Here is a 14,639-nt window from a genome sequence, read left to right on the forward strand (position 1 = left end):
GCCGACCGTTCCAGCGACTGGCATGCTGACACCCGTGCGGGGTGTCCGATGCCTGACCTGCTGAGCTGGCTGCAGGAGCTGCCGCCCCTGCTGATCTACCTGGCCGCCGCGGCGATCGTCGCGGCGGAGACCGCGGTGATCGTCGGGCTGCTGATGCCCGGCGAGGCGACCCTGCTTCTGGTCGGCTTCCTAGCGTACGCGGGGACGCTGCGCCTCGCGCCCGTGCTGGTGGCCATGACCGCCGCCGCCGTGATCGGAGACACACTCGCGTGGCGGGCGGGCCGCCGGTACGGCCCCCGGCTGCGCGCCTCGGGCGTGGGTGCCCGGATCGGCGCGCACCGGTGGCGGCGGGCCGACTCGCTGCTGGAGCGCCTCGGCGGCCGGGGCGTGCTCGCCGCCCGCTGGATCGCGTTCGCCCGCACGCTGGCGCCCCGGCTGGCCGGGTCGGCGGGGATGCCGTACCGGCGGTTCGCGCCGTGGAACCTGGCCGGGGTGGCGAGCTGGGTCGGCGCCTCGGTGCTGGCCGGCTACCTGGCCGGTGAGTCGTACGAGCGGGTGTCGAAGCTGCTCGGCCGGGCCACCGGAGCGGTGCTGGCCCTGCTGCTGTGCCTGCTCGCCGTGGTGCTCGCCGGCCGCTGGCTGGGGCGCAACCCGGACCCGGTACGCGCGCTGGCGGCGCGGGCCGCCGCGTTGCCGCCGCTGCGCTGGCTGCGGGCCCGGTACGGGGTGCTGTTCTTCCTGGTCGCCATGCGGGTCGGCCCGGCCTGGACCCTGCTGATCAACCTGGCGCTGGGGCTGGCGCTGCTGTTCGTCGCCGGGCTGGCCGTGGCGGTCCTGCTGGAGGCGGTCGTCGCGCACAGCGGGCTGGGTGTCCTCGACGGGCTGGTCGCCGACTGGTTCGCCGCCCGGCGTACCCCCGGGGTGGTCGACACGGCGCTGCTCGCGGTGTCGGTGCTGCGCGGCTGGGTGCTGATCGCCGCGGTGGCGGTGGCGGCCGCGGTGGTGGCGCGGCGGGGCCGGGCGTGGCGGGCCGACCCGCTCGGCGTGCTGGGCACTGTCGGCGCCGCCGTACCGCTGGTGTTGCTCGTCGTCGTCGCGGACCTGACCGGTCCGGGCGGCCCGGACCGTCCCGGTGACCTGTTCCCGACGCAGAACGCGGTGGTGACCGCGAGTTTCGGCACGCTCGCCTGGCTGCTGTCGCGGGGTGCCCGCTGGCCGGTGGGCGCGGCGGTGTGGACGGCCGCGTCGGCGGGGGTGGTCACTGTCACCGGCGCGCGGCTCTACCTCGGCTTCAGTACGGCCAGCGGCACCGTCACGGCGGTCCTGCTCGGCCTCGCCTGGACGACCGTGTTCGTGGTGGCGTGGGCGACCCGGAACCGGCTGGCGGACCGCGACGAGCGGCCCGCCGACGCCGAGCCCGGTGATCGGCCGGCCGGCGCGGTCCCGGCGGAGTCGCCGCCCCGGCCCCGGCGGCGTCGGCCCGCGTCGCGGGTACCCCCCGGACCTGTCGATCCTTGCTAGGGTGCGCCGACGGGGGACTACGGGGAGGTCCGATGCGGCGAGGACTCGGCCGGTGGGCCGTGACGGTGGTGGCGCTGTTCGCGGCGGCCACGCTGACGGCGTGCGGCGAGCAGGAACAGCCGGTCCGGGAGGTCGCCGTGGAACTGCCCACGGCGGCGCCGGCGGAGCAACCCCAGGAGGCGCCGGCCGACGCGCCGAGCGAGGAGCCGGCGGCGGTCGCGGCGATGGGCGGTCGGCCCAGCCCGAGCGCGTCGGCGAAACCGAAGCCGCGGGCGAAGCCGACCCGTACGACCACGGCGCCGCTGGCCCGGCCGAAGCCGCCGACCGAGACCCAGGTGCCACCGGCGCCGCCGAAGCCGGTGGACGACGGCTGCAAGCCGAGCTACCGGGGCACCAAGGCCGGCCAGAGCCAGGTCAAGGCGGCGCTCGCCGACGCTGCGGCGCGCACCTACTGGCCGACCTCGGCGCCGGACATCCGCATCCCGTCGGCGCTGCTGAAGGCCACCGCCTGGCAGGAGAGCGGGTGGCAGTCCAACATCATCGCCTGTGACGGCGGGGTCGGGCTGATGCAGGTCATGCCGGCCACCGCGGAGTGGATGAACCAGCGGTTCGGCCAGTCGTACGACATCGACGCCTACCGGGACAACGCCTACCTGGGCGGCACCTACCTGGCCTGGCTGACCAAGTACATCGGCGACATGTACTTCGAGTCCGACTACCGGCTCGACGCGTCGCTGTGCACCAGCGAGCTGAACTCCTGCCTGCTCAACGCCGTGATCGCCGCCTACAACTACGGGCACGGCGCGGTGGCGCGGGAGGACCAGCCGCTGGCCATCCCCAACCCGCAGTACGTGCGCAACGTGCGGGCGCTGATGACCGAGTGCGAGTGCCTGAGCTTCTGAGCGACCGGACGATCGGGCGGGGCCGGCGCGTACGCCGGCCCCCGCCCGCCGGTTCAGTCCCGCGCGGGAACCGGCTCGGCCGGCGCCCCGGTGGACGCGTCGGCGTCCCGGGTGATCCGTCCGGGCCACCAGAACCGGTCGCCGAGCAGGAACGCCAGCGCCGGCACCAGGACGGTCCGGACCAGCAGCGTGTCCAGCAGCACGCCGATGCAGACGATGATGCCGATCTGGGTGAGCGTGATCAGCGGCAGCACGCCGAGCACCGCGAACACCGCCGCGAGCAGGATGCCGGCGCTGGTGATGACGCCGCCGGTGACCCGCAGCGCCGACAGCATGCCGTCGCGGGTGCCGCTGCGCCGGGCGTCCTCCCGGGCCCGGGTGACCAGGAAGATGTTGTAGTCGACGCCGAGCGCCACCAGGAACACGAACGCGAGCAGCAGCACCCCGCTGTCCAGCGCCGGGAAGTCCAGCACGTGGTCGAAGAGCAGCCAGGCCGCGCCGAGGCTGGCGAAGAACGAGGCGATCACGGTCAGCACCAGCAGCAGCGGCGCGAGGAGCCCGCGCAGCAGCAGCACCAGCACCGCGCCGACCAGCAGCAGGATGAGCGGCAGGATCAGCTTGAGATCCTTGGTGTTGGCCTCGTTCGAGTCGTACGTCGCGGCGACCGAACCACCGACCAGGGCGCCGTCGGGGGCGTCCGCGCCCTCCACGGCGGGCGGTGCCGAGTCCGGTACGGCGGACACGGCGTCGCGCAGCGCCACCACGGCCCGGTCGGACGCGGCGCTGCCCGGCTCGGCGGTGAGCACCACGTCGATCTGGGCGACCCGGTCCCCGGCGGCGCCGGGCCGGGCCGAGGCGACCCCGTCGACGCCGCCGGCCGCGGCGAGGACGGCCTGGGCGGCCTGCGGGGTGGTGAGCACCGCGACCGGCTGGGTGCTGCCGGCCGGGAACGCCCGGGCGAGCGTCTCCGCTCCGGCGACCGCCTCCGGCTTCTCGCTGAACTGCTCGGTCTCGGACAGCCCGGTGCGGATGCCCAGGCCGCCGAGGGCGAGGCCGGCGAGCAGCAGGACGGCGAGCGCGGCGACCGGCAGCGGCCGGCGGACGACCAGCTCGCCGAGGCGGCCCCAGATCCGGCCCTCGCGGGCGGCGCTGCCGACGCGGGGGACGAACGGCCAGAACAGGCCCCGGCCGAACAGCAGCAGGGCGGCGGGGAGCACGAACAGCGCGGAGAGCATGGCGAAGATAACGCCGGTGGCGCAGGCCAGGGCGAGCGCCCGGTTGGTCTCCTGCTCGGACAGCAGCAGCGTGAGCACGCCGAGGACGACCGTGCTGCCGCTGGCCAGGATCGGCTCGGCGGTGCGGCGCAGCGCGGAGCGCATGGCGGCGAACCGGTCCTCCTCGCGGCGCAGCTCCTCGCGGTAGCGGGCGATGAGCAGCAACGCGTAGTTGGTGGCGGCGCCGAACACCAGCACGCTGGCGATGCCCGTCACCTGCCCGCTGGGCAGGTAGATGCCGAAGGCCGGTACGAGCGACTCCACCACGCGCAGCGTGATCTGCTCGGTCGCGCCCACCACCAGCAGCGGCACCAGCCACAGGAACGGGCTGCGGTAGGTGACGAGCAGCAGCACCGCCACCACGGCGGCGGTGACCAGCAGCAGCGTGGTGTCGGCGCCCTGGAACACCTTGCCCAGGTCGGCGGTGAACGCGGGCCCGCCGGTGACCTCGACGGTCAGCTCGCCGGGCAGGTCACCGACCGCCTCGCGGAGCTTCTCCACCTCGTCGACCACCGCCGACGGCCCGCCCTCGGTGGACAGCGGCACCGCGACCAGCGCCACGGTGCCGTCCGGGGAGACCTGGGCGGGGGAGACCCGCCCGCCCGCGGCGAGCGAGCCGAGGTCGCCGGAGATGCCGTCGAGCGTGCTGCGGTCCGCGCCGCTGAGCGGGCCCCCGTCGGCGCGGCTGACCACCACCAGGGCGGTCTGGGCGTCCTTGGAGGGCAACTGCTCCTGGAGCCGCTCGACCTGTGTCGACTGCCACTCCACGGACAGGCCGGTGTCGGAGACGGGCGCAGGATTGTCCGGCTTCGGCAGCCCGAAGGCGACCACGCCGACGACGAGCGCGGCGGCCAGCGTGAGCCAGGCGGCCAGCCGGCCCCGGACGACGCGGGTGAACAGAGACATCTGATGCCCTCACATATTGGTCGCGGGGGATTCTCTCTTAACGAGTATCTTGATGAGCGAGATTATCCGGGGTGGTTCTATGCTGCAACCGGAACTGTTCGACAGGGGGTGGCGGCAAGCGGTGGCGGCGCACAGGATGTACCGGCGACGCGACGACCCACGCGGTCGCATGGTGGCCGACATCACCAACGACCTGCGTCGTTACTCGGTCGACGCGCAGCACATCGGGCACGCGTTCGCCGGCCTGCACGGGCTCAACGCCACCGACCTGTACGCCCTGATCGCGGTCATGGAGGCCGAGCTGGTGGGCGACCCGATCACCCCCGGCCGGCTCGGTGAGGCGCTCAACCTCTCCTCCGGCTCGGTGACCGCGCTCGTCGACCGGCTCGAACGCGGCGGCCACATCAGGCGCGACCGGGACACCGCCGACCGGCGCAAGATCCTCCTGCACTACGCCGACCGCGGCGCCACGCTCGCGCAGAGCTTCTTCGGGCCGCTGGGTCGCCGTACCGACGAGGTGATGGAGCGCTTCAGCGACGACGAGCTGGCGGTGGTGCACCGGTTCATGGCCGAGATGGTGCACTCCATGCGGACCCACCGGGACGAGATCCGCGCGGCCCCCCGTCGCGGGGCCGCCTCCGGCCCGGCCGACTGATCATGCGGCTGGTCACCCGGGCCGCCACCGCGGCGCTGCGACTGCCCGCCGCCCGCACCGCGCGGGTCGCCGTCACCCGGGACATCCCGGTCCGGGTACGCGACGGCGTGACGCTGCGCACCGACCACTACGCGCCCGGCCTGCCCGCCGCGCCGTGCGTGCTGATCCGCACCCCGTACGGGCGGGGCGGGCCGGTCCGGCTGCTGGGCCGCCTGATCGCCGAGCGGGGCTTCCACGTGGTGATCCAGTCGTGCCGCGGCACGTTCGGCTCCGGCGGCGAGTTCGCCCCGCTCGTGCACGAGCGCGAGGACGGCCTGGACACGCTGGACTGGCTGCGCCGCCAGCGGTGGTGGACCGGCGCGTTCGGCATGTTCGGCGCCAGCTACCAGGGCTTCGTACAGTGGGCGCTCGCCGCCGAGGCGGGCGACGAGCTGCGCGCGATGGTCGCCGTGGTGACCGCGTCGGCCACCCGCGACTCGACGTACGCGGGGGAGTCGTTCGCGCTGGACACGGTGCTCACCTGGGCCGAGCTGCTCCAGGCGCAGACGGTGCCCTGGCTGGCCCGGCAGTGGGAACTCAAGCGCGGCCAGCCCCGGCTCGCCCGCGCCCTGGCGCACCTGCCGCTGGCCGAGGCCGACCGGGTCGCCACCGGCGTGACGGTGCCGTTCTTCCAGGAGTGGCTGCGCCACCACACCCCCGACGCCGACTACTGGCGTACCCGGGTCTTCGGCGACCGGATCACCGAGGTCCGCGCGCCGGTCGCCATGGTCAGCGGCTGGCAGGACATCTTCCTGCCGGCCCAGCTCGACGACTACGCCCGCCTGCGGGCCGCCGGGGCGCGGACCCGCCTGGTCGTCGGGCCGTGGACGCACGGCAGCCCGGGGCTGCTCCTGGCCTCGCTGCGGGAGGGCCTGGACTGGCTCGACACCCACCTGGCCGGGCGGCCCGGGCCGGAACGCGCGCCGGTGCGGGTGCACGTCGGCGGCGCCGGCGGCGGCTGGCGTGACCTGCCGGACTGGCCGCCGCCGGCCACGCCCGCCCGGTGGCACCTGCGCTCCGCCGGCGGGCTGGCACCGGAGCCGCAGGAGCGCGGCGCGCCGGACCGGATCTGGTACGACCCGGCCGACCCCACCCCGTCGCTCGGTGGCCCGCTGCTTGTCGCCCAGCGGGCCGGCGCGGTGGACAACCGGCCGGTCGAGGCCCGCCCCGACGTGCTCACCTACACCAGCGAGCCGTTGCGTGACCCGGTCGAGGTGGCCGGGCCGGTACGCGCCGAGATCCACCTGCGCAGCGAACTGTCGTACCTGGACGTGTTCGTGCGTCTGTGCGACGTGGACCGGCGCGGACGCTCCTGGAACGTCTGCGACGGCCTGGTCCGCGTCGAGCCCGGGCGGTTCCCGCGCGATCCGTCCGGAGTGGTCACCGTGCCGGTGACGCTCTGGCCGACGGCGTACCGCTTCGCGTCCGGGCACCGGCTGCGGGTGCAGGTCTCCGGCGGCGCCCACCCCCGCTACGCGCGCAACCCCGGCACCGGCGAGCCACTCGGCACCGCTGTGACCCTCCGTGCTGGCTGGCGGGAGATCCTCCACGATCGTGAGCATCCCTCGGCGTTGGTGCTGCCGCTCGTGCCGGCACCGTCCACAGCGGGCTGATAGTTCAAAAAACCGCCTCTGAGCTGGGCACTTTCGCCTAACCGTGGTTAAGCTCGGAGCAAGTGCCCGGTGCCGTGCAGTTATCCGGCGGGGCGCGTCCGCGGATCGCATGTCATCACGCGGTGTGATTGCTGTGCCCTCGCCGGTCATCGATCGGAAGGGGAGCTGCCATGACGTCGGCCCCGGCGAACCTGCTGGCCGTCCGGAACCTGTTACTCACCTACCTCAACGTCGACAAGAAGGCCGTACGCGCCGACGACCTGGAGCCGGCGGAGGTCGGCATCGTCGGCGACGTCAACCATCGCGGCGGCTACCACTGCGGCTCCGACCGGGTCGTCACGAACGACTACTCGGTGGTGGAGTCCAGCCGGGACCGGTCCGGGCTCACGCTGTACGCGTCGGCGCTGGACGTCGGCACGTTCTCCGTCCGCTCCGGCGGCGGGACGCACAACCTGCGGACCTTCTCCGCCTGGATGGTGGCGCAGTGCGCGGCGAACGCGGCCGACACCCGGGACATCCGGGAGATCATCTACTCCCCGGACGGGCGGACGGTGCGCCGCTGGGACCGGCTGGGCCGGCGGACCAGCGGTGACAGCAGTCACCTGTTCCACACCCACTTCAGCTTCTTCCGCGACTCCACAAAGGCGGGGCGGGACCAGACCCCGCTGTTCCGCCGCTACCTCACCGCGATCGGGATGATCGCCGTCGTGAAACCGGAGGACGACATGGAACAGACCGACAAGCTCATCGGCAACACCGGCTCGAAGGGCCGTACGGTCGGCGACGTCCTGGCCGACCTGCAGAACCTGCGCAACTGGCTCATCTCGCCGGTGAACACCACCGGCCTGGTCAACCCGCCGATGGCGAACTCGCCGTTGCAGCAGATGCTGGCGATGCTGCGCGCGTGGCCGGCGCTGGTGGCGCAGGTGAACGAGTTGTCCGGCAAGGACTTCACCGACGAGGAACAGATCGTCTCCGGGGTGCTGGCCGGGCTGCCGCCGGAGAAGATCGCCGAGGCCATCCCGCCGCAGATCGCCCGGGACGTGGCCGACGAACTGTCCCGCCGGCTGACCGCCTGACCGTCCGGCGCCGCGACCCTCGCGTCGCGGCGCCGCGGTCCGGCCAATTCGGCAAGAGGTGTTGCGCAACAGCTCTTGCAGATGCCAGACTCCCCGCATGGAACAGCACACCGTCCGCCAGGTCACCGACTCGCGGGTGCTCGCCGCGCTCGCCCACCCACTGCGTCGCCGGCTCATGGACGTGCTCAAGGTGTACGGCCCGTGCACCGTCGGCATGCTCGCCGAGCACACCGACCAGGCGCCGGCGAACGTGAGCCACCACCTCAAGGTGCTCGCCGCCGCCGACCTGCTGGTCGAGGCGCCCGAGCTGGCCCGCGACCGCCGGGAACGCTGGTGGAAGCCCCGCAGCCGGGGCGTGCGCTGGTCCGAGTCCGACTTCGGCGACGACCCGTCCACCCGGGTGGTCGTCGAGGCCGCCGGCTCGCTCAACCTGGCGCGGCACACCGAGCTGGTGCGGGCCTGGCACACCGCGTCCGACGAGACGCACGCCGCGTGGAACGACGCACCGTTCAGCACCGACCACTGGCTGCACCTGACCCCGGACGAGTTGGAGGCGCTCGGCCGCGAGGTGATCGCCCTGCTCACCCGATGGGCCGACCGGCCGGTGCCCGACGACGGGCAGCGCCGCGAACCGGTCTTCGTGTTCGCCCACGGCGTCCCGGGCCGTCCGTGACCGCCCACAGCGTTCCGGCGCCGGCCGCGAACGCCGTACCGGGGTGCCCGTGGTGACCGCCCCCGCGCGCCCGTCCGAGCGCCCCGCCCCGCCGCGCGGCGGTCTGTTCCGGCACCGCGACTTCCGGCTGCTCTGGACCGCCCACACGGTCAGCGCCGTGGGCAGCAACATGACAGTCGTGGCGCTGCCGCTGGTGGCGGTCGCGGTGCTCGACGCGACCACGTTCCAGGTGGCGATGCTCACCGCAGCCGCGTGGCTGCCGTGGCTGCTCGCCGGCCTGCCGGTCGGAGCGTGGGTCGACCGCGTCCGCCGCCGGCCCGTGATGATCGCCGCCGACCTGGCCGGCGCCGCGCTGTTCGCGAGCGTGCCGGTGGCGGCCCTGCTCGGACTGCTCACCGTCGGCCACCTGCTGGTCGTGGCGCTCGGCGCCGGGCTGGCCCGGGTGTTCTTCGAGACCGCCGACCAGGTCTACCTGCCCACGCTGCTGCGTCCCGAGCAGGTGCCCGAGGCCAACGCCCGGCTGCACGCCACCCAGACGGCGAGCTACCTCGTCGGGCCCGGTCTGGCCGGTCTGGTCGCTCAGATCGTCGGCGCGGTGGCAGCGGTGGCGCTGGACACGCTGAGCTTCCTGTTCTCCGCGCTGTGCCTGCGCCGCATCCGCGCCGTCGAGGCCCGGCCGCACCGTCCCGCCGGTACGGCGTCGCTGCGCCGAGAGGTCGCCGCCGGGCTGCGGTTCGTCGTGCGCGACCCGTACCTGCGGGTGCTGACGGTCTTCGGGGCGGCGAGCAACATCGGGCTCACCGGCTACCAGGCGGTGCTCGTGGTGTTCCTGGTCCGCTCGGCCGAGCTGCCCGCCGGGCTGGTCGGCCTCCTGATCGGACTCGCCAGCCTCGGTGGCGTGATCGGCGCCGCGCTGGCCGCGCGCCTGTCCCGCCGGCTCGGCAGCGCCCGCACGCTTCTCGTCGCCGGCGCCCTGACCGGCCCGCCCGCGCTGCTGATCCCGCTCGCCGGCCCGGGCGCGCGCACCGGCTGGCTGGTGCTCGGCGGGGTGCTGGTGAGCCTCGGCGTCGCAGTCGGCAACGTGGTCAAGGGCAGCTTCCGGCAGACGTACACGCCGCACCGGCTGCTCGGCCGCGTCACGGTGAGCATGCATCTGCTCAACTACGGGACGATTCCGCTGGCCGCCCTGCTCGCCGGAGCGCTGGGCGCGGCGTGGGGGCCGGGCGGCGCGATCCGGGTGATGACCGCCTGGCTGGCGCTGACCCCGCTGATCCTGCTGGCCGGGCCACTACGGAGACGGCGCGACCTGCCGACCGCGCCGTCCTGATGATGCACTGCGGCGGCGGTCGGAGCCCGACCGCCGCCACCGGCACGCGTTACATCGGACGAACGTTGTCCGCCTGCGGGCCCTTCTGCCCCTGGGTCACCTCGAACTCGACCTTCTGGCCCTCGTTCAGCTCGCGGTAGCCACTGCTCTGGATGGCCGAGTAGTGGACGAACACGTCCGGGCCTCCGCCGTCCTGCTCGATGAAGCCGAAGCCCTTTTCCGAGTTGAACCACTTGACCGTGCCGGTTGCCATGCGTCTCTCCCTGTTCAATGCGAGCGAGCACCGGCTCCGCGGCCGGTGATCGCCCTGTACCACCCCGACAGTAACCGTCCGGACCGGAATTCGCTGCCGGAAGCGCGCGGCGCGCCCGTGAATACGTGCGCGACCGGAAAAAGAGCCCGCCGCCGGGCCGGGCACGGCATGCTTGCCCCGATGAACAGGCAGACGGCTCTGGCCGACCTGGAGCAGGAGATCGCGGCACCCGGCGGGGGTCCGGACCGCCTGCGCCTGGTCGGTACGCCGTTCGTGCCGGAGGTGCGCCTGCACCTGGCCGAGGACGCCATCCTGTGGTGGGCCCGGATGGAGGCCGCCGCCGGGCGGTCGCTACCGCCGCCGTACTGGGCGTCGGTCTGGGCCGGTGGCCAGGCGCTGGCCCGGCACCTGCTGGACCACCCCGAGCTGGTCACCGGGCGGAGGGTGCTCGACCTGGGCGCCGGATCGGGGCTGGTCGCCATCGCCGCCGCGCTCGCCGGGGCCGACCAGGTGGTCGCCAACGACATCGACCCGTACGCGGTGGCGGCGGTCACCGTCAACGCCCGGGCCAACCGGGTCCGGGTCGCCGCCGACGGCGCCGACCTGCTCGACGGGGTGGCCGCCGCCGACCTGCTGGTGGCCGGGGACGCGCTCTACGACGCGGGCCTGGCCGCCCGGGTCCTGCCCTACCTGCGACGGTGCGCCGCGCACGGCGTGCAGGTGCTGGTCGGCGACCCGGACCGGGGCCACCTGCCGCCGGACGGGTTGGAGCTGGTGGCCAGCTATCCGGTGCCGACCACCGAACCCTCGGTCGACTCCCCGGTACGCCGGGTGCAGGTGCTGCGACCCCGCTGACCCTAAGGGTCCGCCCGGGCGGGTGTCGGGGACCACTGGGGGATCATGCCCGATGTGCCGGCGTGCCGCCGGGGCATAGCGTGCAGCTCATGAACGAGATCGTGGCCGCCGCCGGTGAGCTGCCCACCATCCTGCTGATGGGGCTGCTCGGCGTGGTCATGCTCGCCGACGCCGTACCCCTGATCGGGGTGCTGGTGCCCGGCGACGCCGCGGTCCTGGCCGCGGTCGGCGCGGGTCGTCCGGCCGGTGGTGCGCTCACCGTCGCGGCGGTGGTCGCGGGCTGCCTGGCCGGCTGGTCGCTGAGCTTCTTCGCCGGCCGGCGCTGGGGCGGGCGGCTGCGGGACAGCCGGGTGGGCGGCTGGATCGGCGAGTCCCGCTGGGCCGCCGCCGAGACGCTGCTGCACCGCGGCGGCGGACGGATCGTGCTGGTGGCGCCGTTCCTGCCGGTGTTCAACGCGCTGCTGCCGCTGGCCGCCGGCGGGCTGCGGATGTCGTACCGGCGGTTCCTGGCCTGCGCGGCGCTGGGGGCCACCGCGTGGGCCGGGCTCTACGTGGCGCTGGGGCTCGCCGCGCGGACGCTGACCGGCCTGCTGCCCGGCGCGCTCAACCCGACGGTGCTGACCATGGCGGTCGGGCTGCTGCTGGCCGGTCCGGTGCTGCTCGCCACCCGGCGCCGGCTGCGGGCGGTCACCGGCTGACCGCGCCCGGCCCGGCCGTCACGGGGGAGGCCGGACCGGGCGTGCTCACCAGCCGCGGGCGCGCCACTGCGGCAACGCGGGCCGCTCGGCGCCGATGGTGCTGTCCTTGCCGTGGCCGGGGTAGAACCAGGTGTCGTCCGGCAGCCGGTCGAAGAGCTTGGCCTCGACGTCGTCGATGAGCCGGCCGAAACGCTCCGGGTCCTGGTCCGTGTTACCGATTCCGCCCGGAAAAAGTGAATCTCCAGTGAAAAGATGCGGGGTGCCGGCCGGGTCGCGGTAGAGCAGCGCGATCGAGCCCGGCGTGTGCCCGCGCAGGTGGATGACCTCCAGCGCGCAGTCGCCGACCGGCACCGTGTCGCCGTCGCCGAGCCGCTCGGCCTCGATGGGCAGACCCTCGGCGTCGTCGGCGTGCACCAGCGCGCGCGCCCCGGTCTTGGCCACCACCTCCTCCAGCGCGACCCAGTGGTCCATGTGCTGGTGTGTGGTCACCACGGCGGCCAGACCGCCGTCGCCGACCAGCTCCAGCAGGCGCGGCGCCTCGTTCGCGGCGTCGATCAGCACCTGCTCGCCGGTGGCGTTGCAGCGCAGCAGATAGGCGTTGTTGTCCATCGGGCCCACCGACAGCTTGGTGACGGTGAGCCGGTCGAGCTCGCGCACGGCCGGCGGACCGCCGGGCGTGACGTCTCCGGTGTAGGTCATGACGATGTTCAGATCCATTCCGGTGGGTTCGGCAGAGGGCCGTCGGGTTCGACGGTGAGCAGCTCGCCCGCGCCCCGGCCGGTCAGCCAGGCGGCGAGTTCCGGCGCGGGGCCGGTGACCGTGGGCGCCCCCTCGGGGTCACCCACGACGAGTTCGGACGCCGCGCCGTCGAAGCGCAGCACCATGGCGGGTGCGGCCGGGTTGCCGGCCAGCCCGGTCACCACCTCGTGCAGCAGCCGCTGGGCGAACGCCTCCGGCCAGTCCGCGGGCCGGTAACCGGCCGCCAGGTCGACGTGGTGCACCTCGACCTCGCGCAGCCGGCCCCAGACCAGCATCGCCGCGGGCCACGGGCCGCGCCGGGTCTGCACCGTGGCGCCCCAGGCCTCCACGGGCATCGCGGCGACCGCCGCGTCGAAGCGCTGGCCGCTGCGGCGTACGTCGTCCAGCAGGTCGGCCGGGCCGCGGCCGGCGCCGGCGTCGATGTCGTCGGCACGGGCCTGCGCCGAGGCGTACATCGGGATCTCCTCGCCGGTGCGCGCCGAGGTGAGCAGGTTGACGAACCCGTCGGCGTTGCGGGCCAGGTGGGTGAGCACGTGCGCGCGGGTCCAGCCCGGCAGCAGCGAGGGTGCTGCGATGTCCGCGGCGGTCAGGCCGGACACGGTACGCAGCAGCCGGTCGTTCGCCTCGGCCAGCGCGCCGGTCAGCAGCAGGGGGTCGCTCGTCATCTCGTTCTCACGCGTCCGACCCTAGCGGGCCGGACCGGGCCGTGCCCGGGGGGAAATCGCTTTCGGCGCGTCGTCGTGCCACCTACCGTCGGGGCCGACGACATCGCCACCGGCGCGGGACGCGCCGGGGTCCACGTCGTCGCGAACGCGGCACCGGGAGTCGGAGGGGAGGTGGTGCGCATGCCGGTCGCAACGCGTGTGTTCCGCCGCACCTCCCCTCGACACCGATGAGGACACCATGACTCTCGATCTGACCGCCCTCGGCTGGGACGCCGGCTGGGCGGCCCATCTCGACCGGCGTGCCGGCCACCGTCACGGGCGGGTCGCCCGGGTGGACCGGGGCGTCTGCACCGTGCTGTGCCCGCAGGGGCCGGTGCGGGCCAGCCTCGGCGGCGGCGTGCTGTCCGCCGCCGCCCGCGACCTGACCGCGCTGCCCTGCGCGGGTGACTGGGTACTGCTGTCCACCTGGCCCGACGGCCCGGTCACGGTGGAGGCGGTGCTGCCGCGGCGTACCGCCCTGGTGCGGCGTACCGCGGGCAAGGACGCCAGCGGGCAGGTGCTGGCCGCCAACCTCGACGCCGCCGCGGTGGTCGAGCCGGTGCACCCGGAACCGGACGCCGCGCGGATCGAACGGCTGCTCTCCCTGGTGCACGAATCCGGGGCGGAGCCGCTCGTCGTGCTCACCAAGGCCGACCTGGCCGCCGACCCGGCGGCGGTGGCCCGGCAGCTGGCCGACCTCGCGCCCGGGGTGCCGGTCCTGCCGGTCAGCGCCGAGCGGGGCACCGGCCTGGCGCCGCTGCGCCGGCACGTCGCCCCGGGACGCACGCTCGGCCTGCTCGGCCCCTCCGGCGCCGGCAAGTCGAGCCTGGTCAACGCGCTGGCCGGCGCCGACGTGATGCGCACCCAGGCGATCCGCCGCGTCGACGGCAAGGGCCGGCACACCACCACCTGGCGGTCGCTGGTGCCGCTGCCGGGTGGGGGAGCGGTGCTGGACACCCCCGGCGTACGGGCGGTCGGCCTGCTCGACGGCGCGTCCGGCCTGGACCGGGCGTTCGCCGACATCACCGAGCTGGCCGCCGGCTGCCGGTACGACGACTGCGCCCACGACGCCGAGCCGGGCTGCGCGGTGCGGGAGGCGCTGGAGGACGGGGAACTGCCGGTGCGCCGCTGGGAGAGCTGGCGCCGGCTGCAGCGGGAGATCGAGCACGAGAGCGGCCGGCGCGCGGCCCGGCTGGCGGCCGAACGGCGGGGTGGCTGGCGGGGCGGGCGGCGACGCACCGGGCGTCCGGCGACCCCGCCCGCTCCCGGGGCATTCTGAACCGGCCCGGGCCGGTCGGGCCGACCTGCGTGGTTCGCGCCCGACCGGCCTGAGCTGGGGGAATGTTCGCGCGACGGAAGTTGTCATACGTCGGGGCTAGAG

General features: G+C 74.6%; 14 protein-coding genes. 10 read left to right on the forward strand and 4 right to left on the reverse strand.

Annotation, left to right across the window (positions count from 1 at the left end; translation table 11 throughout):
• Nucleotides 1-48 precede the first annotated feature (48 nt).
• Nucleotides 49-1,521, forward strand: coding sequence for a DedA family protein (locus tag ACN27C_RS18260; RefSeq protein WP_422746960.1), 1,473 nt, complete (start codon nt 49-51; stop codon nt 1,519-1,521).
• Nucleotides 1,522-1,553: 32 nt separating this feature from the next.
• On the forward strand, nt 1,554-2,423 hold the full coding sequence (locus tag ACN27C_RS18265) for a lytic transglycosylase domain-containing protein (RefSeq protein WP_120568905.1): 870 nt from the start codon (nt 1,554-1,556) through the stop codon (nt 2,421-2,423).
• Nucleotides 2,424-2,476: 53 nt separating this feature from the next.
• On the opposite strand, the gene ACN27C_RS18270 is transcribed toward ACN27C_RS18265, so the two are convergent.
• The gene (locus ACN27C_RS18270) at nt 2,477-4,603 is read right to left on the reverse strand and encodes an MMPL family transporter (protein ID WP_120568906.1); all 2,127 of its coding nucleotides are present in this window, start codon (nt 4,601-4,603) and stop codon (nt 2,477-2,479) included.
• 136 nt (nt 4,604-4,739) lie between these two features.
• On the opposite strand from ACN27C_RS18270, the gene ACN27C_RS18275 reads away from it, so the two are divergent.
• The 5 genes from ACN27C_RS18275 to ACN27C_RS18295 all read left to right on the forward strand — a co-directional run bounded on the left by ACN27C_RS18275 (nt 4,740) and on the right by ACN27C_RS18295 (nt 9,989).
• Complete coding sequence (locus tag ACN27C_RS18275) at nt 4,740-5,258, forward strand: MarR family winged helix-turn-helix transcriptional regulator (RefSeq protein ID WP_091420471.1); 519 nt, start codon at nt 4,740-4,742, stop codon at nt 5,256-5,258.
• A 2-nt stretch (nt 5,259-5,260) separates the two neighbouring features.
• Nucleotides 5,261-6,910 carry a CocE/NonD family hydrolase gene (locus tag ACN27C_RS18280; RefSeq protein ID WP_422746963.1) on the forward strand — a complete coding sequence of 550 codons (1,650 nt, stop codon included), beginning with the start codon at nt 5,261-5,263 and terminating at the stop codon, nt 6,908-6,910.
• Between the two features lie 170 nt (nt 6,911-7,080).
• Nucleotides 7,081-7,989 carry a hypothetical protein gene (locus tag ACN27C_RS18285; RefSeq protein ID WP_120568908.1) on the forward strand — a complete coding sequence of 303 codons (909 nt, stop codon included), beginning with the start codon at nt 7,081-7,083 and terminating at the stop codon, nt 7,987-7,989.
• Between the two features lie 97 nt (nt 7,990-8,086).
• Entirely contained in the window at nt 8,087-8,662 is a 576-nt protein-coding gene (locus tag ACN27C_RS18290) for an ArsR/SmtB family transcription factor (protein ID WP_120568909.1), read from the forward strand.
• 52 nt (nt 8,663-8,714) lie between these two features.
• Nucleotides 8,715-9,989, forward strand: a complete 1,275-nt coding sequence (locus ACN27C_RS18295; protein WP_422746965.1) for an MFS transporter — start codon at nt 8,715-8,717, stop codon at nt 9,987-9,989.
• A 49-nt stretch (nt 9,990-10,038) separates the two neighbouring features.
• Here ACN27C_RS18295 and ACN27C_RS18300 read toward each other — a convergent pair whose 3' ends face one another.
• The gene (locus ACN27C_RS18300; RefSeq protein ID WP_013287480.1) at nt 10,039-10,242 is read right to left on the reverse strand and encodes a cold-shock protein; all 204 of its coding nucleotides are present in this window, start codon (nt 10,240-10,242) and stop codon (nt 10,039-10,041) included.
• A 180-nt stretch (nt 10,243-10,422) separates the two neighbouring features.
• Here ACN27C_RS18300 and ACN27C_RS18305 point away from each other — a divergent pair, with 180 nt between their 5' ends.
• Together ACN27C_RS18305 and ACN27C_RS18310 are read left to right on the forward strand one after the other, a co-directional pair.
• Nucleotides 10,423-11,097: a class I SAM-dependent methyltransferase gene (locus tag ACN27C_RS18305; RefSeq protein ID WP_358174345.1), complete on the forward strand. Its 675-nt coding sequence runs from the start codon at nt 10,423-10,425 to the stop codon at nt 11,095-11,097.
• Between the two features lie 89 nt (nt 11,098-11,186).
• Nucleotides 11,187-11,795 carry a DedA family protein gene (locus ACN27C_RS18310; protein ID WP_357897335.1) on the forward strand — a complete coding sequence of 203 codons (609 nt, stop codon included), beginning with the start codon at nt 11,187-11,189 and terminating at the stop codon, nt 11,793-11,795.
• A 45-nt stretch (nt 11,796-11,840) separates the two neighbouring features.
• Here ACN27C_RS18310 and ACN27C_RS18315 read toward each other — a convergent pair whose 3' ends face one another.
• Both ACN27C_RS18315 and ACN27C_RS18320 read right to left on the reverse strand, forming a co-directional pair.
• Complete coding sequence (locus ACN27C_RS18315) at nt 11,841-12,494, reverse strand: MBL fold metallo-hydrolase (RefSeq protein WP_120573676.1); 654 nt, start codon at nt 12,492-12,494, stop codon at nt 11,841-11,843.
• 8 nt (nt 12,495-12,502) lie between these two features.
• On the reverse strand, nt 12,503-13,219 hold the full coding sequence (locus ACN27C_RS18320; RefSeq protein WP_422746968.1) for a maleylpyruvate isomerase family mycothiol-dependent enzyme: 717 nt from the start codon (nt 13,217-13,219) through the stop codon (nt 12,503-12,505).
• A 238-nt stretch (nt 13,220-13,457) separates the two neighbouring features.
• Here ACN27C_RS18320 and rsgA point away from each other — a divergent pair, with 238 nt between their 5' ends.
• A complete protein-coding gene (gene rsgA, locus ACN27C_RS18325) occupies nt 13,458-14,537 on the forward strand; it encodes a ribosome small subunit-dependent GTPase A (RefSeq protein WP_422746970.1) in 1,080 nt (359 codons plus the stop codon).
• The last annotated feature ends 102 nt before the right edge of the window (nt 14,538-14,639 follow it).

The organism is Micromonospora sp. WMMD1219, assembly GCF_049315215.1.
Classification (GTDB): Bacteria; Actinomycetota; Actinomycetes; order Mycobacteriales; family Micromonosporaceae; genus Micromonospora; species Micromonospora tulbaghiae.